This is a genomic window from Streptomyces sp. TM32, assembly GCF_004122755.1.
Classification (GTDB): domain Bacteria; phylum Actinomycetota; class Actinomycetes; order Streptomycetales; family Streptomycetaceae; genus Streptomyces; species Streptomyces sioyaensis.
On record NZ_SDIG01000053.1, the window covers coordinates 16,119 to 34,928 of the forward strand.

17 protein-coding genes are annotated in these 18,810 nt (G+C 72.8%); 10 read left to right on the top strand and 7 right to left on the bottom strand.

Translation table 11 applies throughout. From position 1 onward, the window contains the following. Positions 1-95 precede the first annotated feature (95 nt). The 3 genes from EST92_RS14655 to EST92_RS14665 all read left to right on the top strand — a co-directional run bounded on the left by EST92_RS14655 (position 96) and on the right by EST92_RS14665 (position 4,425). Positions 96-3,158, top strand: a complete 3,063-nt coding sequence (locus EST92_RS14655; protein WP_129281372.1) for a non-ribosomal peptide synthetase — start codon at positions 96-98, stop codon at positions 3,156-3,158. Then, positions 3,155-3,781, top strand: a complete 627-nt coding sequence (locus EST92_RS14660) for a GNAT family N-acetyltransferase (protein WP_129281373.1) — start codon at positions 3,155-3,157, stop codon at positions 3,779-3,781. Before EST92_RS14655 ends, EST92_RS14660 begins: the two co-directional genes overlap by 4 nt. 194 nt (positions 3,782-3,975) lie before the next feature. Continuing rightward, positions 3,976-4,425: a hypothetical protein gene (locus EST92_RS14665; protein WP_129281374.1), complete on the top strand. Its 450-nt coding sequence runs from the start codon at positions 3,976-3,978 to the stop codon at positions 4,423-4,425. 8 nt (positions 4,426-4,433) lie between these two features. Here the strand turns inward: EST92_RS14665 and EST92_RS14670 are convergent, their stop codons facing one another. Genes EST92_RS14670 through EST92_RS14680 form a run of 3 tightly spaced genes read right to left on the bottom strand, consistent with a single transcriptional unit; the run spans position 4,434 to position 7,086 of the window. Further along, the gene (locus EST92_RS14670) at positions 4,434-5,195 is read right to left on the bottom strand and encodes an FAD:protein FMN transferase (protein ID WP_129281375.1); all 762 of its coding nucleotides are present in this window, start codon (positions 5,193-5,195) and stop codon (positions 4,434-4,436) included. Beyond that, positions 5,188-5,712, bottom strand: a complete 525-nt coding sequence (locus EST92_RS14675; protein ID WP_129281376.1) for an FMN-binding protein — start codon at positions 5,710-5,712, stop codon at positions 5,188-5,190. Before EST92_RS14675 ends, EST92_RS14670 begins: the two co-directional genes overlap by 8 nt. Positions 5,713-5,724: 12 nt before the next feature. Continuing rightward, positions 5,725-7,086, bottom strand: coding sequence for a ferric reductase-like transmembrane domain-containing protein (locus EST92_RS14680; RefSeq protein ID WP_129281377.1), 1,362 nt, complete (start codon positions 7,084-7,086; stop codon positions 5,725-5,727). A gap of 156 nt (positions 7,087-7,242) precedes the next feature. Here EST92_RS14680 and EST92_RS14685 point away from each other — a divergent pair, with 156 nt between their 5' ends. The 5 genes from EST92_RS14685 (at position 7,243) to EST92_RS14705 (ending at position 11,941) form a co-directional block, all read left to right on the top strand. Next, entirely contained in the window at positions 7,243-7,977 is a 735-nt protein-coding gene (locus tag EST92_RS14685) for a response regulator transcription factor (RefSeq protein ID WP_129281378.1), read from the top strand. Next, positions 7,974-9,422, top strand: coding sequence for a HAMP domain-containing sensor histidine kinase (locus EST92_RS14690; RefSeq protein ID WP_129281379.1), 1,449 nt, complete (start codon positions 7,974-7,976; stop codon positions 9,420-9,422). The genes EST92_RS14685 and EST92_RS14690 overlap by 4 nt, the downstream gene beginning before the upstream one ends. Positions 9,423-9,540: 118 nt before the next feature. Beyond that, on the top strand, positions 9,541-10,236 hold the full coding sequence (locus EST92_RS14695; protein ID WP_129281380.1) for a CBS domain-containing protein: 696 nt from the start codon (positions 9,541-9,543) through the stop codon (positions 10,234-10,236). A 174-nt stretch (positions 10,237-10,410) separates the two neighbouring features. Beyond that, positions 10,411-11,106 (top strand): CBS domain-containing protein, encoded by a 696-nt coding sequence (locus tag EST92_RS14700; protein ID WP_129281381.1) that lies wholly within the window; start codon positions 10,411-10,413, stop codon positions 11,104-11,106. A gap of 118 nt (positions 11,107-11,224) precedes the next feature. Further along, complete coding sequence (locus EST92_RS14705) at positions 11,225-11,941, top strand: response regulator transcription factor (protein WP_129281382.1); 717 nt, start codon at positions 11,225-11,227, stop codon at positions 11,939-11,941. A gap of 166 nt (positions 11,942-12,107) precedes the next feature. On the opposite strand, the gene EST92_RS14710 is transcribed toward EST92_RS14705, so the two are convergent. The 3 genes from EST92_RS14710 to EST92_RS14720 all read right to left on the bottom strand — a co-directional run bounded on the left by EST92_RS14710 (position 12,108) and on the right by EST92_RS14720 (position 14,699). Beyond that, on the bottom strand, positions 12,108-12,968 hold the full coding sequence (locus tag EST92_RS14710; RefSeq protein WP_129281383.1) for a universal stress protein: 861 nt from the start codon (positions 12,966-12,968) through the stop codon (positions 12,108-12,110). Positions 12,969-13,064: 96 nt separating this feature from the next. Next, entirely contained in the window at positions 13,065-13,772 is a 708-nt protein-coding gene (locus EST92_RS14715) for a pyridoxamine 5'-phosphate oxidase family protein (RefSeq protein WP_129281384.1), read from the bottom strand. 48 nt (positions 13,773-13,820) lie between these two features. Beyond that, entirely contained in the window at positions 13,821-14,699 is an 879-nt protein-coding gene (locus tag EST92_RS14720) for a universal stress protein (RefSeq protein ID WP_129281385.1), read from the bottom strand. Between the two features lie 425 nt (positions 14,700-15,124). Between EST92_RS14720 and EST92_RS14725 the strand changes: the two genes are divergently transcribed. Both EST92_RS14725 and EST92_RS14730 read left to right on the top strand, forming a co-directional pair. Continuing rightward, a complete protein-coding gene (locus tag EST92_RS14725) occupies positions 15,125-15,544 on the top strand; it encodes a YciI family protein (protein ID WP_129281386.1) in 420 nt (139 codons plus the stop codon). A gap of 8 nt (positions 15,545-15,552) precedes the next feature. Next, entirely contained in the window at positions 15,553-16,764 is a 1,212-nt protein-coding gene (locus EST92_RS14730; RefSeq protein WP_129281391.1) for a DUF6596 domain-containing protein, read from the top strand. 250 nt (positions 16,765-17,014) lie between these two features. Here the strand turns inward: EST92_RS14730 and EST92_RS14735 are convergent. Further along, a partial coding sequence (locus tag EST92_RS14735) for a collagenase (protein WP_129281387.1) occupies positions 17,015-18,810 on the bottom strand: 1,796 nt, incomplete at its 5' end.

The following is an 18,810-nucleotide window of genomic DNA, read 5'->3' on the forward strand; positions in this document are numbered from 1 at the left end:
CTTCCCGGCTCCCCGGCTTCCCGGATTCCCGGCTCCCGCGTACGGACTGCCGCCCGGCCCGTCCGCGGCAGCCGAGCACAACGAAACGGATCGTCATGACCCATGTCCAGCAGTCCCGCACCGGCCGGGAGCCCGTGCCCGCGCCGGCCCGCCGGCCCGAAAGCAGCCGCTTCGAGCGGCCCGTCTCACCCACCGAATGGCTCTACCTGGCCGGCGGCCGGCTCGCCCCGCCGTTCGCCGTCCAGATCGTGGTCGAGGGCACCGGAAACATCGCTCCCGACGCGCTGCGCCGGGCGGTCGACGTGGCGTCCGACGCCTGCCCCGGGGCACGCCTGCGCCGCCGCGGCCGTATCTGGACGGACACCGGGCGGCCCCCCGCGGTACGGACCGTGGACCGGCTCGGTGCGGCGCTGCGGGCCCCGCTCGCCCCCGGCGACGGCCGCGGCTGTGAAGTGGCCGTCCGCACCGAGGGCGCCACCACCACGCTGGTCTTCCGCGTGCACCACGCGGTCATGGACGCGAGGGGCGCGCTCGCCTGGACGGCGGATGTGTTCCGGGCGCTGCGCGGCGAGGCACCCGTCGGGGCCCCGTCCCCGCTGTACGACCTCGCCCTGCTCGACGCCCTCGGCGGCGCCCACCGTGAGCCGGTCGCCCCGCGGTGGCGGTCCCCGCTCGCGGGCGTCCGCCACGGCCGGGCCCCGCGCTGGCAGCGGCGGACCCTGCACGGCAGCCACCCCGGCCTGGTCGCGAAGACCGCCGCCGCCCTCGCGGACCTCGCCCCGGGCCCCACCCGGGTGATGGTGCCGGTGGACCTCCGGCGGCACCGCCCGCAGTTGCGCTCCACCGCCAATCTCAGCCTTCCCGTCTTCCTCGACGGCAGGGCGGGCGACCCCTGGGAACGGTGGCACGCGCAGCTGCTGCGGGCCCTGGCCGAGCGGCGCGAACTGGCCGGCGGTGAGGAGGAGTCGGCTGCCCGGCTGCCACTCGGTCCGCTCGCCGCACTGCTGACGGCCGCGCACACGGCGACCGCGGCGGCCGGCCGCTACCCCTGCTCGGCCCTGGTCACCACCCTCGGACGGATCGGCCCGGAAGAGGTGTCCGCCCCGGGCTTCGTGGCCCGCACGGTGTACTCGCTGCCGGTCCAGGCGCCGTTCGTTCCGCTGTCGTTCACCGCCGTGGAGTGCGCGGGCCGTACCGAACTGGCCATGTCCCACCCCGGCGGCCCCCGCGCGGACGTCCGGGCGGCGGCGCTGCTGGACGCGGTGTGCGAAGCACTGTCCCCCCGCGAACGGCGCCGCCCCGTGGCCGTGGGTTCGCGGCGTTCCGTTCCCCCGCTGACGCTGACCGCGCTGCTGCGGCAGCAGGTGGACCGCGCCCCTGACGCGGTGGCGCTCACCGGGCCGCACGGCACGGTGACGTACGGGGAGTTGGACCGCCACTCCGACGTGGTGGCCGCGGAGTTACGCGGCCGGGGCGTGGGGCGCGGCGCGGTCGTGGGGCTGCTCGCCGACCGCAGCGCACCGGCCGTGGCGGGCCTGTGGGGGGTACTCAAGGCAGGCGCCGCGTACCTGCCGCTCGACCCGGCGCATCCGCCGGCCCGGATCGCCGCGGTCCTGGCCGACGCCGGCGCCTCGCACTGCCTGACCGGCGGCGCGTACCGGGCGTTGCCGGGACCGGACTGCCCCGCGATCGTCCTGGACGAGCTGCCGGTGAGCGGTGCGCCGCCGCACCCCGGGACCGCGGAACCGGACGACGCCGCGTACGTCATCTACACCTCCGGTTCGACGGGCCGCCCGAAAGGCGTCGTGGTCGAGCACCGGGCGCTGGTCAACTACACGCACTGGGCCACCGACCGGTACCGGATCGATGCCGCCACCCGCTTCGCGTTGTTCACGTCCCTGGCCTTCGACCTCACCGGCACCACGCTCTTCGCGCCGCTGGCCGCCGGGGGCAGCATCGCCCTGGTCCCGGACGAGCCGGACCACCGTACGCTCCGCGACCTGCTGACCCGCTCGGGCGCCAACGCCCTCAAGCTCACCCCCGCCCACCTCGACCTGCTCACCACACTCGACACCGAGCCGCGGTCCTTCCGGGTGCTCGTGGTGGGCGGCGAGCAGCTGCGCGGCCCGGTGGCCGCACGGGCGCAGCGGATGTTCGGCCCGGACTGCCGGATCGTCAACGAGTACGGCCCCACCGAGGCGACCATCGGCTGCATCGTGCACACCTTCGACCCCGAGCGCGACGGGGGCCTCCCGGCCGTGCCGATCGGCCTCCCGGTGGACAACACCGAGGTGTACCTGCTGGACGCCGACGGGAGGTTCACCGGGCCGGGGGAGGTGGGGGAGATCCATCTGGCCGGCGCGCAGCTGGCGCGTGGCTACCTCGGCCGACCGGACCTCGACCGGGAGCGCTTCGTGCACCTCGCCGACGGCACCCGGGTCTACCGCACCGGCGACCTGGCGCGGTTGACGGACGACGGGGCGCTGCGCTACCTCGGCCGTACCGACGACCAGTTGTCGGTCCGGGGGCACCGGATCGAGCCGGGCGAGGTGGCGGCCGCGCTGGAACGTCATCCGGACGTGCGCCGCGCGGTGGTCACCGCCCGCCCGCCACGCCCCGGCGCCGAACCCGTGCTGTGCGCCTACGTCACCGGCACCGCCGCACCGGACGCCCTGCGGACGCACGTGGCCGAACGGCTGCCGGCCTACCTGGTCCCCGCGGCCGTGTGCGTGCTGGAAGCCTTCCCGTGGACGGTCAACGGAAAGGTCGATGTCCGGGCGCTCCCGGACCCGTTCGCCCGCGCGCGCCCGGCCGCCGGCGCACCAGCGGCGGCCACGCGGGCCGACGACGCGGAGGACGGGCGCCGGCCGCCCGGGGCCGGGTGCGATCCGGTGGCACCGGCCGTCGCCGCGATCTGGTCGCGCGTGCTGGGCGACTCGGGCCGGCACCCCGCACTGCAGGACGACTTCCACCGGCTCGGCGGCGACTCCCTGACGCTGCTGCGCATGCTCGCCGCGGTCGCCACCGAGGTGGTCGGCGCGGCCGGCGAGCCCGCCTTCGACGCCCGGCTGCGCGACCTGATCCGCCAACCCACCCTGGAGAACGTCTGCGCCGCAGCGCGCCAGGCACTCGCCACCCGACCCACGGAGCACCCATGAACACACCCCTCCCCGTCGAGTTCCGCACCGCCCGCCCGACGGACGCCGACCAAGTCGTGCCCCTGATGTGGGAGTCCTCCCGCAGCCTCCTCGACAGCACGATGGGCGGCGTCCCGGGCGGACCGGCGGCGCTGCTGCGGCGGGACTTCCTCCGCGGACGGGGCATCTTCGGGTACGCCCAGCAGATCCTCGCGGTCGCACCCCACGGCGAGGTGCTGGCGACCATGACGCTGTACCCGGGAAGGCGCTACCGGGCGCTGAGCCTCCAGACGCTGCTGTCCGCCGCCCGGTTCGGGCCGAGCTGCCTGCTGTCGGTGCTGCGCCGGACGGCGGCCGTGTCCCGGCTGTTCGCCCCGCCGAGCCCGAACGCCCTCTTCATGGCGAACCTTTCGGTACGGCCGGCCCACCGCTCCCAGGGCTACGGCTCGTTGCTGGTGCAGCAGGCGGAACGTGTCGCCCAGGCCGCCGGCCTGACCCATCTCGAAGGAGACGTCTCCTGCTCCAACACCCGGGCCTGGGCGCTGTACCAGCGCCTCGGCTTCGTCTCGCGGGGCGAGCGGCACGACCGCCGCGGAACAGGACTCGACGGCTTTCGCCGGATGCATCGCGCGGTGGGCGAATGACGCACGACGTCCGGTGACCCCGTGTGTGCAAGGCATCACCCTGTGAACGGCGTCGCCCGTGGCTGCACCCGCGGCCGGCCGCAGGTGCAGCCACGGGACGAGTACCGCACGATGGAATCACGAACACCCTCGAATACCCGGGATGTCCGATGATGACGGAGCTTCCAGGATGTGACACCTCCATGGTGCGGACCGTGCGGAGGACGCTCGTGCGGGCGGCGGTCGTGGTGGCCCTCACCGGTGCCGGTGCACTGTTCGGCGTCGTCCAGCCCGCCGGTGCCACCACACCGGCGGTCACCGCCACCGCACCGGCCGCGGTCGCCCAGCCTGCGGCCGTGCCGGCCCAGCAACCACAGCCCGCTCCCGTCGACGTGGTCAAGGCATACTTCGCGGCCATGAACCACGATGAATTCGAGGCGGCTTGGGCGCTGGGCGGGAAGAACACCTCAGGGCAGCCGTACGACTCCTTCGTGACGGCCAACCAGGGCACCGACCACGACATCGTCTCCGTCCGCTCCGTGGTCGGCAACAAGGTCACGGTGACCCTCGACCTGACGCTGATCGACGGCTCCCACCAGCGGTTCACCGGTACGTACACCGTTCAGGACGGTGTGATCGTCACCGCCGACGTCCGTCGCGTCTGACGGACGCCTCATTCATCGCCGGGGAATCCGTTGGTCCGCCAGGACCGGCCGTCCCGAAGAACGGCGAACCCCTCATGGCCGTCGAGGTGTTCCAGCCACTCGGCGGCCCGCCCTCCCATGGCGAAGGCCGCCGTCGCGTAGGCGTCGACCGTGGTCAGCCGGCGGCCGACCACGGTCACGGACGCGGGGCCGTCGGCGGGCGCGCCGGTGTGCGGGTCGAGGATGTGCGCGCCGCGTTCCGCGCTGCCCGAGGTGGCGATGGCCAGGTCGCGACCCGTGACGACGGTGCACAGGGCACCGGGGCGCAGGGGATGGGCGATGCCGATGCGCCAGGGCACGCCGGGGGCGGACTCCCCGCCGAGCTGGAGGTCGCCGCCGCCGTTCACGCAGATGTTGCGTGCGCCCGCCGTGTCCAGGATCCGCCAGGCGCGTTCCACGGCCCACCCCTTGACCAGGCCGGAGGGGTCGAGGGTGCCGGCCGGCGTGTGGCTGAACCAGCCGTCGGTGGCACGGCGTACCCGCGTGCAGAGGCCGAGTACCTCCCGTACCTCGGGCGAGCAGTCGGCAGGGGAAATCTCGCCCCGCCCGAGGCGGCTGATGGCGCTGCCGGGACGGTAGGGGGAGAAGACCTCGTCGACGTGGTGGAGCCAGGCGACGGCGGCACGCAGGGCGGAGGCGATGGCGGCGGTGGGTGTGTCGCGGATGTCGAACGAGAACACCGTGCCCATCGCCTGCTCGACATGGCGCAGGCCGCGCCGCTGCTCAGACACCGGCTTCGTCCAGTGCGCTCTGCAGGGACCGGATGTATCCCGCGCTGGTGTAGCTGGCACCGGACACCGCGTCGATACGGGCGCTGTGGACGTTCAGGGCCTCCTGGGTCAGGCGCGGCAGGGCATAGGCGGCGATCTCGCGGCTGTGGGCGTCCTCGGAGGGCGCCTGCAGCACCTTGACGGCCGACAGCTGCCCGGCCTTGACGCTGATGGCGACCTGTACGGTGCCGTACTTGGTGCTGACCGGGGCCCCGGTGTGCGTCCCGTTGCCGTGTCCGGCGCCGCGATGTGTGCTGCCGGTGGGGGGCGGTGCCGAAGTGGCGCCCCGGTGTGTGCTGCGCGTAGGTACCGGTGCCGAAGTGCTGCCCCGGTGTGTGCTGCCGGTAGGCGCCGGTGCCGCGGCGACACCCGTCTGCGGGCTCCCTCCGGCCGGGCCGGCGCTGTGGTGGGGCTTGAGGGTGAGCAGGAGGACGACCAGGGCGCTGGTCGACGCGGTGGTGAGGACGGCTCGGCGCACGCGGTGGCTCCTTCAGAACTCGAACGACTCGTGGTGGATGTGACGGCGCGGTATCCCGGCGCCCCGCAGCGCGCGCCGGGCGGCCTCGGTCATGCCGGGCGGGCCGCACAGATACACCTCGTGCGCGGCCAGGTCCGGTATCAGGCGGTGCAGGGCGCGGGCCGTCAACGGGGAGGAATGGACGGCCGGTTCGTCGACGACGTAGTGCACGGTCGCCCCGCGGGCCGCGGCGATGGCGTCGAGCTCGCAGCGCAGCGCGAGGTCCTCGGGCCGCCGCGCCCGGTAGACGAGGGTGACCTCGCCGGGGAGCGTCTCGAACAGGGCGCGCAGGGGGGTGATGCCGACGCCTCCCGCAAGCAGCAGCACCTTGTCGGCCCTGCGGCGCCGTGCGGTGAAGGCGCCGTAGGGGCCTTCGGCCCAGACCCGGGTTCCGGGCCGCAGGCCCGCCAGGGCCGCGCTGTGCCCGCCGGCATCCTTCACGGTGATGCGCAGGTGGTGGGGGAGCGGCGGTGCGGAGAGGGAGTACGGGTTGGCGGTCCACCACAGCCCGGGTGCCAGGAATCGCCAGCGGAAGAACTGGCCGGACTGTGCGCCCAGTTCGGTCAGGTGCCGGCCGGTGAGGTGGACCGAGACCACCCCCGGTGCCTCCCGGCGGAGGTCGGCGACGCGGAGGCGGTGGCGCAGCGCCCGGCGTACGGGGAGCAGGAAGCGGTACCAGGCAAGGAGTGCCGCCACGGCGAAGTAGAGGGCGTACCAGGCGAGTTGGGCGGGCCGGTGGCCGACGAAGTCCGCGCCGTTGGAGAGCTGGTGGCCGAAGGCGAGGAAGAGGGCCAGATAGGTGGCGAAGTGGAGGTAGTGCCAGGTTTCGTAGCTCATCCTGCGGCGGGCGGCCCGCGCCGAGACGACGGCGGTGGCCATCAGGAGCAGGAAGGCCGCGGTGGCCTTGAGCATGTCGGGATAGTCCAGGACGAGCGTGGTCGTCTGGTGCACCACGCTGCTGTGCGAGGTGAGCGCGTACCCCCAGATGATCAGCAGGGTGTGGGCGAGGACGAGGGAGAGGGTGTAGCGGCCGCCCATGGCGTGCCAGCGGGCCAGCCGGTCCGTGCCCACGCGGTGGTCCAGCAGCGGAACCCGGGCCATCAGCGCCACCAGTACCGCGCAGCCGTATCCGGCCAGCAGCCCGGTGATCCGGCCGGCGCCGGTCAGCCAGTCCGCCGGGCTCACGACGGACGGGGTGTCGCTCCACCACAGGCCGAGCACACCGGCGGCTCCTGCCCAGACGGCGACCTGTGCCAGGAGCGGCACGAAGGAGGGTGGCCGACCTGGGCGCGGGCTCCGGGCCGCACCGCGGCGGGGGTGCGAGAGGGCGGTCATGGGGCTCCGTTTCCGTGGGGAGGGCTACCGTGGCAGCGGAACCTTTGAAGAACCTCTGAGCGGCCGGCCGTGAGACCGGGGCAGGCCGGATTCAGAGGAAACTCAGAGCAGGGACGTGCCCGGGCACGCCCTGGGGCGGGGGATCCTGGAGTGACCATGGACAACCACCCCACCTCCGGCCACCCGCACGGCGACGAGGGAGCAGCGGTCCGCGTCCTCGTGATCGACGACGAGCCCGACCTGACCGAAGTGCTGTCCGGAGCGCTGGCCGGCGAGGGCTGGGCGGTCCGCACCGCGGCCGACGGCGCCGGGGCGCTCACGGTGGCCCGGACGTTCCGTCCGCACGCCGTCGTCCTGGACTGGATGCTCCCCGACATCGACGGCCTGCGGGTGCTGCACCTGCTGCGCCAGGAGCTGGAAACCGTCTGTGTCCTCTTCCTGACCGCACGTGACTCCGTCGAGGACCGCATCGCGGGGATCACTGCGGGCGGTGACGACTACGTGACCAAGCCGTTCAGCCTCGAAGAGGTGCTGGCGCGGCTGCGCGGGCTGCTGCGCCGGGCCGGCATGGCGCAGGCGCCGGAGGGCGACCGGCTGGTGGTCGGCGACCTGGTGATGGACGAGGAGGCGAGGGAGGTCGTCCGCGGCGGCGACCTCGTCGAACTGTCCCGCACCGAGTTCGAGCTGCTGCGCTTCTTGATGCGCAACCCGCGACGGGTGCTGTCCAAGACGCAGATCCTCGACCGGGTCTGGTCCTACGACTTCGGCGGCAGGTCGCACGTCGTCGAGCTCTACATCAGTTATCTGCGGAAGAAGATCGACGCCGGCCGGGCGCCGATGATCCACACGGTCCGGGGCGTCGGCTACGTCCTCAAGCCGGAGGCGGCATGAAACGGCTGTTTCCGCGCACTTTGCGCAGCCAGCTCACCGCGGGTCTGGTCGCCCTCCTCGCGCTGGCCTGTCTGGCCGTCGGCGTGACCACGGTCCTCGCCCTCGAAGGGTTTCTCGTGCGCCGCGTGGACCAGCAGCTGTCCGCGTCGGGTGGCCGGTTCGCGGCGAGCCTGGAACACGAGACGCGGCCGGACGCCGACAACCGGCCCGACACCCGCGGCCAGTCGGAGGGCACGTTCGGCGCCCGGCTGCTGCGCGGGACCACGACACAGGCGGCCGTGGTCCGGGCGGCGGCAGACGCACAGGTGCCGCTCACCGGCGACGACCGCCGGGCGCTGGCCGCCCTTCCCCCGGACGGCACCGGGCACGGCATCCGGCTGTCCGCACTGGGGCGCTACCGCGTCAACGCCGTCCCCGGAGACGACGGCGACGTCCTCGTCACGGGGCTGCCGCTGCACCCGGTCGAGGAGACCGTGCAGCGGCTCGAGGTGGTGGAGGCGGCGGTCTTCGGCGGGGCCCTGCTGGTGACCGGCGTCGTGGGGGCGATGTGGGTACGGCTGTCCCTGCGCCCGCTGCGCCGGGTGACCGCCACGGCCGCGAACGTGGCCGAGCTCCCCCTGGCCAGCGGCGAGGTGGCGATGCCCGCCCCGGTTCCGGTGACGGACCCGCACACCGAGGTCGGGCAGGTGGGCACCGCGCTGAACCGGATGCTCGGCCACGTCGGCAACGCCCTGGAACGCCGGCAGGCCGGCGAGGAGCGGCTGCGCCACTTCGCCGCCGACGCCAGCCACGAGCTGCGCACCCCCGTGGCTCACGTCCGCGGCCACGCCGAACTCGCCCTGCGCCACCACGGGCCCGTCCCCGCCGAGGTGCGGCGCGCCCTGGACCGCATCCAGTCGGAGTCGGAGCGGATGAGCCGCCTGGTGGACGACCTGCTGCTGCTCGCCCGGCTCGACGCGGGCCGCGCGCTGGAACGCGCCCCGGTGGACCTGACCCGCCTGGTGCTCGACGCGACGGACGACGCGCGGGCGGCCGGCCCGGACCACCGGTGGCTGCTGGAGCTGCCGGAGACGGTGGTGACCGTCACCGGTGACGAACACCGGCTGCATCAGGTGATCGGCAATCTGCTCGCCAACGCCCGCAGCCACACGCCGGCCGGGACCGCCGTCACGGTGCGGCTCCTGACCGATGCGCACGGCACGCGGCTGACCGTGGCGGACGACGGCCCGGGAATCCCGGACGAGGTCCGCTCCGAGATCTTCGGCCGTTTCGTCCGGGCGGACCACAGCCGTTCGCGTGCCGCCGGTGGCACCGGGCTCGGGCTCGCCATCGTGCACGCGGTGGTGACCGCACACGGCGGCTCGGTCGCGATGACCAGCCGCCCCGGGCACACGGCGTTCACCGTGACGTTCCCCCCGGCCGCAGCCGAAGGATCCGGGGGCTGAGGGGCCGACCGGACGACGGAGGAAGGGACCGGACGGCCCTGTCCGCCCCCGGCCGCCCCGCTCACCCTGGAAGTGTCAAGCCGTTTCGCGACGGCCGGCAGCGAGGAGGCGTGGCGCCATGTTGAACACCCCGCACATCGTCAGCGACGTGATGACCACGACCGTGGCCGCGGTCGATCGTGCGGCGCGGTTCAAGGAGATCATCGAGACCATGGAACGCTGGCAGGTCAGTGCGCTGCCGGTGCTGGCGGCGGAGGGCCGGGTAGTTGGGGTGGTCTCCGAGGCCGATCTGCTCCCCAAGGAGGAGTTCCGGGAGTCGGACCCCGACCGGCTGGAGCAGCTGCGGCGGGTCGACGACGTCCGCCGGGCGGAAGCGGTGACGGCGGGCGAGCTGATGACCAGTCCGGCGCTGACCGTATGCGCCGATGCCACGCTCTCCCAGGCCGCCCGGGTGATGGCGCGGGAGTCCGTCAAGCGGCTTCCGGTGGTGGACGCGCACGGGGTGCTGCACGGCATCGTCAGCCGGGCCGACCTGCTGAAGGTCTTTCTGCGCTCGGACGACGACCTGGCCGAGGAGGTCCGCCGGGACATCGTCGGTGCACTGTTCCCGACGCCGGCCAAGGACTTGCAGGTCACCGTCGCCGACGGGGTCGTCACGCTCCGCGGACACGTCCGGGACACCTCGCTCATCCCGGTGGCCGCCCGCCTGGTCCGCGCGGTCGAGGGCGTGGTGGACGTGGAGTTCGACGTGACCGGGCCGGACGCCGCCCGTACGGGGCCCTCGGCGACGGGCGGGCTGGGCGAAATGCGGTGAGGTGGGCGGAGGGCCACCGGCCGATGGGTGGGTCCGCAGGGGGCGTCCTGCCGATCGGCGGACTCCGGGGCCGGGCGGCCGCTGCCCGGCGCCGCCCGGCAAGCGCACGACGGGACGTGTCGCAGGCCCCATGCGGCGGCGGCCCGTACCGAGGACCCCTACCGAGGAGGAGCCATGGCGCATACTCCGCGCACCGTCCGCGATGTCATGACACAGGCGGTGGTGGCCATCGGGCAGGAGGCGGGCTTCAAGGAGATCGTCGAGACGATGCAGCAGTGGAAGGTCAGCGCACTGCCCGTACTCGCGGGGGAGGGGCGCGTGGTCGGGGTGGTCTCCGAGGCCGATCTGCTGCTCAAGGAGGAGTTCCGGGAAACCGCCCCCGACCGGCTGGAGCAGCTGCGGCGGTCGGACGCGGTGCGCAAGGCCGGCGGCGTGACAGCGGGGGAGCTGATGAGCTCGCCGGCCCTCACGGTGCACGCCGGCGACACCCTCGCGCAGGCGGCGCGGACGATGGCGTACAAGTCCGTGAAGCGGCTGCCCGTGGTCGACAGCGGAGGGATGCTCCAGGGCATCGTCAGCCGCTCGGACCTGCTGAAGGTCTTCCTCCGCTCCGATGAGGACCTGGCGGCGGAGGTGCGTACGGAGGTCGTGGGCCGGCTGTTCGGCGCCTCGGCACCGGAGCTGTCGGTCGGCGTCACGGATGGGGTGGTCACCCTCAGCGGCCGGATCCGCGACGCCGCGCTGCTCCCCGTCGCGGCACGGCTGGTGCGGGCGGTCGAGGGCGTCGTGGACGTGACGTTCGACCTCGAAGGACCGGCTCCCGAACAGGGGGAGCCGCCGGTGGCGGGCCGCGGTTCCGGGCGCCGGTAGGCGGGTGCGGGGCCCGCACAGCAGGTGGCCGGACCGCTCAGCCATGGCACGCCGATGCGCCAGGGGCCACGATGGGAAAGCGGGGTGGAAGCGGACGTCGTACCCGTCGGAGGGCGTGATGGGCAAGCCGGACACCTGCCGGGCGGACACCTTCTCACCGGAGCGGCCGATCCGGGTGTTCCTCGTCGACGATCATGAGGTCGTCCGGCGGGGTGTGCAGGATCTGCTCGATGCCGAACCCGACATCGACGTGGTGGGCGACGCCGGCACGGCCGACCACGCGCTGGCTCGCGGCCCGGCGCTGCGGCCGGACGTCGCGGTGCTGGACGTGCGGCTGCCGGACGGGGACGGCGTCTCCGTGTGCCGGGAGCTGCGCTCGCGCATGCCGGGGCTGGGATGCCTGATGCTCACCTCGTTCGACGACGACGAGGCGCTGCTCGACGCGATCATGGCCGGTGCGGCCGGTTATGTGCTGAAGGAGATCAAGGGGGCGGACCTCGTCACCGCGGTGCGGACGATCGCCTCCGGTCGTTCGATGCTGGATCCGGCGACCACGACACGGCTGATGAGCAGTCTGCGGGGCGCGGACCCCGAGACGGCGCCCGAGGAGGACGCGCTGTCCGGGCTCTCCCCGCGGGAGCGGGAGATCCTCGGCCTGATCGGCGAAGGGTTGACGAACCGTCAGATCGGCAAGCGGCTCTACCTGTCCGAGAAGACCGTCAAGAACCACATCTCCCGTCTGCTCGCCAAACTCGGCGTGGAGCGGCGCATCCAGGCAGCCGTCCTCGCCAGCCAGGCCGCCGCACCACCGGACCCGGCGGCCGGGCCGCACTGAGCCGAGGGACGCGGACCCGGCCCCGCGTCCGGCCCCGGTGTCCGGTCCGGGTGTCAGGAGCACCGCTCGGCGCGCGTGGGCAAGGGAAACCGTCCGCATCACGCCGTTCGTATCCGGCCGTGCCTGCCGCCCGCAATCCGCCGTGCTCGCCCCCTCCCGACGGCGCTCAGAGCCGCGGCACGACCGCGACGGGGCACGGGGAATGATGCAGAACGGCGAGGACGAGGGGGCCGAGGGGCATCGGGGTGCGTTGCACCCGACGGCCGACGACCAGGAGACCGGCCTGCGCACAGGCCTCCAGCAGCACCGCGGCCACTCTGCCCCGCCGGATGTGCGGGATGACGCCCACGCCGGGGAACTTCGCCCGCCACGGCGCCAGGATGTCGGTGAGCAACTCTTCCTCCGCGGCCGGGGGCCCGCCGTCCTCCGCCGAGGAGGCGGGTGCGGTGGGCACCGGCTCCACGCCCGCGGGAGACTGCCACGCCCGCACGGCGCGCACCGCCACGTGATGGGCCTCGGCAGCGGCGAACGCGAAGTCCAGCACGCCCTCGCCCTTCGTCCCGGGCTCCTGGACACCGACCACGATCTCCGGCCGCCCGTAGACGGCGGTCTCCTCCTCCCGCACGAGGACCACCGGGCACTGCGCGCGCCCCAGCACGTGCAGGCTGACCGAGCCGAGCAGGAAGCCGGCGATGGCGCCGTGCCCGCGCGATCCGAGCACCATCATCATGGCCTGGCCACCGCGCTCCACCAGGGCGTCCACCGCCTGTTCCGCGACCTGTTCGGTGGTCACCGACAGGCCGGGATGCGCCTCGAGCGCCATCGCTTCGGCCGTGCCCAGTACCTCGGCCCCGAAGCGCCGCTTGCTCGTGGCTTCCGGGGCGAGCGGGAGGTTCAGGGGATGGGAGGTCCAGGCATGCAGGAGGTGCAGCGGGAGGCCCCGGGCCGCGGCTTCCTCGGCGCCCCAGCGCACCGCCGGCACGCTGTTCCCGAGCCGGTCCAGACCTACGACTACCGAGCCGCCCATGACATTCCTCCACGCCGCCGGGGCTGCGGGCCCCGGACCCTCGACCTCGACCTTGCCCTCGACCTCGACCTTGCCCTCGACCTCGACCCGTCCTCCTCACGGCCTCGCTTTCGACGAGGCGTGGGTGCCCCTGACCCGGATCCGGCGCCCGGTGATCCGGGTCGGACGGATCGCGATCCACAGCTCGCGCCCGTCGCCGACCCAGGGGCCGGTGTGCGCGTGATCCGCCAGCCGGCGGGCCTCGTGCGCATCGGTGACGGCGTTGGCCGGCCCGACGACCAGGACGCTCCAGCCCTGGCTGAAGGCGTCATCGAGGTGGTCGACCTCCAGCGCGACCTCATGGCCGGCCGCCGCGGCCGGTCCGGCTTCGGGATCGGTGCGGTAGGCGACCAGTTCGCCGGCGACGGTGTAGTTCACGGGGAAGACGGCGGGTGCGTCATCGACGGTCACCGCCACGCGGCCGACGCCGTGGGTGGAGAGCTTCTCGCGGCACTCGGCGGGGCTGAGCACCAGCACCTCGGGATGCGCCGCGGCCGCACCGAAGCCCGCCGGCAGCTCCGTCGTCCCTCCCACCAGTTCGTCCACCGTGGTGTCGAGCGCACCGGCCAGGCGCAGCAGGAAGCCGATGCCCGGTTCGGCAGCGCCTTCCTCCACGTACCGGAGATACCCCGGCGAGGCGGCGACCCGGGCCGCGACATGCGCACGGGTCAGCCCCAGCTGCTCCCTGCGGAGCGCGGCACGCCGCCCCAGGTCACTGCCGGCCGGGGCGGCCCCTGCCCCGGAGCCCTGCTCGCGTTTCGTCATCACGTCCACATCCCTTCGCCATCCGTGCCGTCCGTCGCGGTCCGGATTTCATGAGTGCGGGACGATCGCCACGGGACACGGGGCATGGTGGACCGCGGCCTGTACGACGTGGCCGATCCGAGGGGGCAGCAGACGCCCCCGGCGCCGACGGCCGACGACCAGGAGGTCCGCGTGCGCGCTGCGGTGCAGGAGGGCAGACACCGGATTCTCCATCACCACCTCCTCGTCCACCGGAACGGCCGGGAACTTCTCCCGCCATGGACGCAGCGAGGCGGCCAGCTCGCCCTGTGCATCGTGCACCGCTTCCTCCGCGGCGGAGCGCTCCACACCGCCACCGCGGTTGTAGGCGTACGAGGGCAGGTGCCTGCCGTGCACGGCATGCAGCGGGACGTCCCGCCGTGCCGCCGTTTCGAAGGCGAACATGAGCACCTCTTCGCAGGCGGCATGCAGACCGACACCAACGGTCACCTTTCGTCCGTTCGCGCCGCCGGCGGGCGCCTCCTGCTCCTGCTGGGCGCGTACCAGAACCGTCGGGGTCTCGGTGTGGGTCACCAGCTCCAGGCCGGTTTCCCCCAGGGTGAAGCGGGCCGCGGCACCCAGCCCCCGCGAGCCCAGGACCAGCAGATCCGACTGCCCGACGGCATCGGTCAGGGCCTCGAACGGGTCCTTGCGCACCAGACTCACCTCCACGGGGAGGTCCGGGCAGGCCGACCGGACCGCCGCCTCTGCCTCCTCGACGATCCGGCGTGGCCAGTAGTTCTGCTCCGCCTTCGGTGACGGAGTGCCGTCTGCCTCCAGAGCGAGCAGGACCCAGGCGTGCAGCAGCCGCAGCCGGGCCTGGCGCAGCGTCGCCTCCCGCGCGGCCCACACGGCCGCGGAGACCGACTGCGGGGTGCCGTCCAGACCGACGGTGATGAGGTTCGTCATGAGGTGCTCAGCCTCCTCCGACGGATGCGGCAGGTCGGGCAGTCGTGGGCGACGTCAGGCCCTCGGCGGCCGAGGCGACCCTCACCGGCTCGTTCGCCGTGGCGGCCGGCGCACTGCCCCACCTCTCCAGGATGATCGGAGCGGCCGCCGTACGGCATGAGCCACTCGGCCCCATCAGCCCGCCGGCGGGCCCGGACGGTCCGGCCGACTGGGATGGCCCGACCGGCCGGCGACCAGGGACCTGCCTGCGACCGGGGCCCGACCTGCGACCGAGGACCTGCCTGCGCCCAGGCACCTGGCGGAATGCCCCTGCCGCGGAACGCGAGCAAAAAATTTCCCACGCCGATGTCGAGAACCCGTAGCCGGCTCCGTCCCCGCAGTGACCGCGACCACAATGGGTCGCACCAGCACCGAGGAGAACCACGATGGCCAAGTACCTGCTTCTCAAGCACTACCGCGGCGCCCCGGCAGCGGTGAACGACGTGCCGATGGACCAGTGGACGCCGGAGGAGATCTCGGCGCATGTGCAGTACATGAACGACTTCGCGGCCCGGCTGGAGGAGACCGGTGAGTTCGTCAGCGGTCAGGCGCTCGCCCCCGAGGGAGCGTGGGTCCGCTACGACGGCGAGGGGCGCCCGCCGGTCACCGACGGCCCGTTCGCGGAAACCAAGGACTTGATCGCCGGCTGGATGATCATCGATGTCGACAGCTACGAGCGGGCCGTCGAGCTGGCCGGGGAGCTGTCGGCCGCCCCCGGGGCGGGTGGCAAGCCGATCCACGAGTGGCTGGAGCTGCGCCCGTTCCTGACCGAGTCGCCCACCACCACGGAGTGCCCTCACCGGTGACCTCATCGATGGACGAGGCCCTGCTCCGCAGCCTCACGCCCAGCGTGCTCACCGCCCTCGTCCGCCGCGGAGCCGACTTCGCGGCGGCCGAGGACGCGGTGCAGGACGCCCTCCTCCAGGCGATCCGCGTCTGGCCGGCCGACCCTCCGCGGGACCCGAAGGGCTGGCTGGTCACCGTGGCCTGGCGCAAGTTCCTCGACGCGAGGCGGGCCGACGACGCCCGCCGCCGGCGGGAGGAGCTCGTCGACGAGGAGCCGGCGCCCGGGCCCGTCCCCGCGGTGGACGACACGCTCCAGCTCTACTTCCTGTGCGCCCATCCGTCGCTGACGCCGTCGTCCGCGGTCGCGCTCACGCTGCGCGCCGTCGGCGGGCTGACCACCCGTCAGATCGCCCAGGCCTACCTGGTACCCGAGGCGACCATGGCGCAGCGCATCAGCCGGGCCAAGCGCACCGTCTCCGGGATCGGCGTCTCCCCTGGTCCGGGGGCACCTCCCGGCCGAGGGCCGGGGGAGAAGTCGAGAGCTCGGGGAAGGTTCGACCGGCCCGGCGACGTCGCCACCGTGCTGCGCGTCCTCTACCTGGTCTTCAACGAGGGCTACTCCGGCGACGTCGACCTCGCCGCCGAGGCCATCCGGCTCACCCGGCAGCTCGCAGCCCAGATCGACCACCCCGAGGTGGCCGGGCTGCTCGCCCTCATGCTGCTCCACCACGCCCGGCGCGCCGCCCGGACCGCGCCCGACGGCAGCCTGGTGCCGCTTGCCGAGCAGGACCGCGGCCGGTGGGACACCGCGTCGATCGCCGAGGGCGTCGAGATCCTTCAGGCGGCCCTCGCCCGCGACCGGCTGGGCGAGTTCCAGGCCCAGGCCGCCATCGCGGCACTCCACGCCGATGCGCCCACTGCCGAGGAGACCGACTGGGTGCAGATCGTCGAGTGGTACGACGAGCTCGTGCGCCTGACCGGCAGTCCGGTCGTCCGGCTCAACCGCGCAGTCGCTGTCGGCGAGGCCGACGGACCGCGCGCCGGCCTGGCGGCGCTCGCGGCGCTGAACGACGAACTGCCCCGCCACACCGCGGCGGCGGCGTACCTCCACGAGCGCGACGGCGACCTGGCAACGGCGGCACGGCTGTACGCCGAGGCGGCCCACAAGGCATCCAACCTCGCCGAGCGCGATCACCTGACGCGCCAGGCCGCCCGGCTCAACGCCCGCCGGCGTCGCTGACGGTCGCGCTCGGCCGGGCTGCTTGGGCCGTCGTCAATTCCCGGACCGGTTCTGACCCGAGGGCTACGGCTGACCAAGTCCTGAGTCGCGGGCACCGGCATGAGGCCCCTGCCGGATCCGCTCGGCCGCCGCCGAGCGGATCCGCGTCAGGAGCCTCATGCCTTATGTCGTGTGCTTCAGGCGTGTGCGCTGCCTGCCTCGTGCTTCATGACGTGCGCTTCATGCCTTGTGCGGTGCGGTACTCCGTACGTCACCCGGCCTTGCAGGCGCCGGCCGCGCACTCGGTGAGCCAGGCGTCGAAGTCGGCGTCGTAGTTCGTACCGATGTTGTGGTACACGGCGTAGCCGCCCTGGTAGTCGCCCGTCCGGAAGTGGCCGAGCATGGTGGAGATGTCCTCCGGGTGCTTCTCGAACATATAGCGGACCGCGAGGTAGCCCCACGGGTAGGTGCGGGTGGTGTTGCTGTTCTCGTAGGTGGTCTGGAACAGCGTGCTCAGCTTGTAGGTGTGCTTGCCGGCCTCGCTGACCGCCTCGTCATCGGTGATCTTGCGGTAGCCGTACGAGATGTACTCGGCGAGCCCCTCGATCCACCAGACGTCCGCGACCGATGTCTGCTGGGTGAAGTCGCCCTTCATGTCGTCGCGGGCATCGAGGTAGTGCGTGTACTCGTGGTTGAGGTTCCAGATCCGGGCCGGGAAGCCGTTGTCGTCGTCCCTCTGGTACATGATGGACATCGGCTTGTTGTCGGGCTTGGTCGGGTCCCCGATCATGGTGATGCCGCCGTTGTTGGTGTCCACGCCGTAGATCGCCCCGGCGTAGGTCTGGTAGTCGCTGCGACTGCCGAACACGGAGAGCTGGATGGTCGACAGGTACTGGTCCGGAATCGGGCCGTTGTCCTTCACCTTGTCGTGGAAGTACGCGTCCTGCTTCAGGATGCTGTCGCAGGCGGCACCGAGTTCGGCGTCGGTCAGCTTCTGCGCCTTGATGACGTGCTTCTCGTCGCAGTTGTGGCTGACCGGGAGGGCCGCCTTGGTGAGCTGCCCGGCCAGGTCGCAGACGCCGTAGTACGAGCACTTGTCCTTGTCGTAGGAGTCGGCCTGGGCGGCGACCGTGACCCACATCGGCGCGGTCTTGCCGGTGATCTTCGAGGCGTCCAGCAGGCCCTTCATCAGCGGCCGGACCTTCTCCTGGAGGGCCTGGTGCTCGACGTAACGCGCCACGTTCATCCCGGCGTTGGAGTCCAGGTACGAGTTCTCGGTGCCCAGCATGTCCAGGTGGTCGTGCGCGAACTTGTCGAGCGTGTCGATGATGCTCGGGTCGGCCGCCACCGCCTTCACGTACTCCGGGTTCCAGTTCCCGCGCCAGAGCGGGGTGTAGACGTTGTTGACGGCCGCCAGCATGCTGGGGATGTCGTTGTAGGAGCTGTCGTACCCGCTCAGCACCTCCTTGTAGACCTTCAGATAGCGGCCCTGCTCGTTGGAGCTGTCGGAGAGGGTCATGACCTCGCTGAGGACATCGCCGTTCTCCGCGGTGACCTTCTTGGAGCTGGGGTTGGCGAAGAAGGCGTCCAGGGCGCCCTCCATGGGCGTCGCCAGGTTCTGACCGTAGTCGCCGACGTCGTCAGCGTGGTTGTCCTGCACGTAGTAGCCGGCCCGCAGGAACATCACGAGCTGCAACGTGTTCTTCGAGTTGTCGCCGGAGTACGCCCCCGCCGCGTCCTTGAAGGCCTCGGCCATGGTGACCATCTGCTCCTCGCGGAACACGTCATGGGCATCCGTGCCGGTGATCGAGAAGAGGGTGTTCACACACTCCACGGTCGCGTCCTGGACGGCCTTGACCAGCTCGGGTCCGGTCCGGCTGCCGAAGTCACCAGGGCTGCACTCGGCCTTCTTCGGGGACTTCGGTTTCGTCGTCGCGGTCGAAAGTGTGGGGGGCTTCTTCGCGCTGAGCGGGGGGAGTTGGGTGGGGGAGAGTGGCCGGCCTTGCACATCCGGCCGTTCGCCTGTGCTGACGGTCGGGCCGACGGGCGGCGGTGCGGCGTGGGAGG

Coding starts and splice junctions, on each gene's coding strand:
- EST92_RS14655 (WP_129281372.1), top strand. CDS start 96: ATGACCCATGTCCAGCAGTCCCGCACCGGCCGGGAGCCCGTGCCCGCG.
- EST92_RS14660 (WP_129281373.1), top strand. CDS start 3,155: ATGAACACACCCCTCCCCGTCGAGTTCCGCACCGCCCGCCCGACGGAC.
- EST92_RS14680 (WP_129281377.1), bottom strand. CDS start 7,086: ATGACCGCCCTCTCGCACCCCCGCCGCGGTGCGGCCCGGAGCCCGCGC.
- EST92_RS14685 (WP_129281378.1), top strand. CDS start 7,243: ATGGACAACCACCCCACCTCCGGCCACCCGCACGGCGACGAGGGAGCA.
- EST92_RS14690 (WP_129281379.1), top strand. CDS start 7,974: ATGAAACGGCTGTTTCCGCGCACTTTGCGCAGCCAGCTCACCGCGGGT.
- EST92_RS14695 (WP_129281380.1), top strand. CDS start 9,541: ATGTTGAACACCCCGCACATCGTCAGCGACGTGATGACCACGACCGTG.
- EST92_RS14700 (WP_129281381.1), top strand. CDS start 10,411: ATGGCGCATACTCCGCGCACCGTCCGCGATGTCATGACACAGGCGGTG.
- EST92_RS14705 (WP_129281382.1), top strand. CDS start 11,225: ATGGGCAAGCCGGACACCTGCCGGGCGGACACCTTCTCACCGGAGCGG.
- EST92_RS14710 (WP_129281383.1), bottom strand. CDS start 12,968: ATGGGCGGCTCGGTAGTCGTAGGTCTGGACCGGCTCGGGAACAGCGTG.
- EST92_RS14715 (WP_129281384.1), bottom strand. CDS start 13,772: ATGACGAAACGCGAGCAGGGCTCCGGGGCAGGGGCCGCCCCGGCCGGC.
- EST92_RS14720 (WP_129281385.1), bottom strand. CDS start 14,699: ATGACGAACCTCATCACCGTCGGTCTGGACGGCACCCCGCAGTCGGTC.
- EST92_RS14725 (WP_129281386.1), top strand. CDS start 15,125: ATGGCCAAGTACCTGCTTCTCAAGCACTACCGCGGCGCCCCGGCAGCG.
- EST92_RS14730 (WP_129281391.1), top strand. CDS start 15,553: ATGGACGAGGCCCTGCTCCGCAGCCTCACGCCCAGCGTGCTCACCGCC.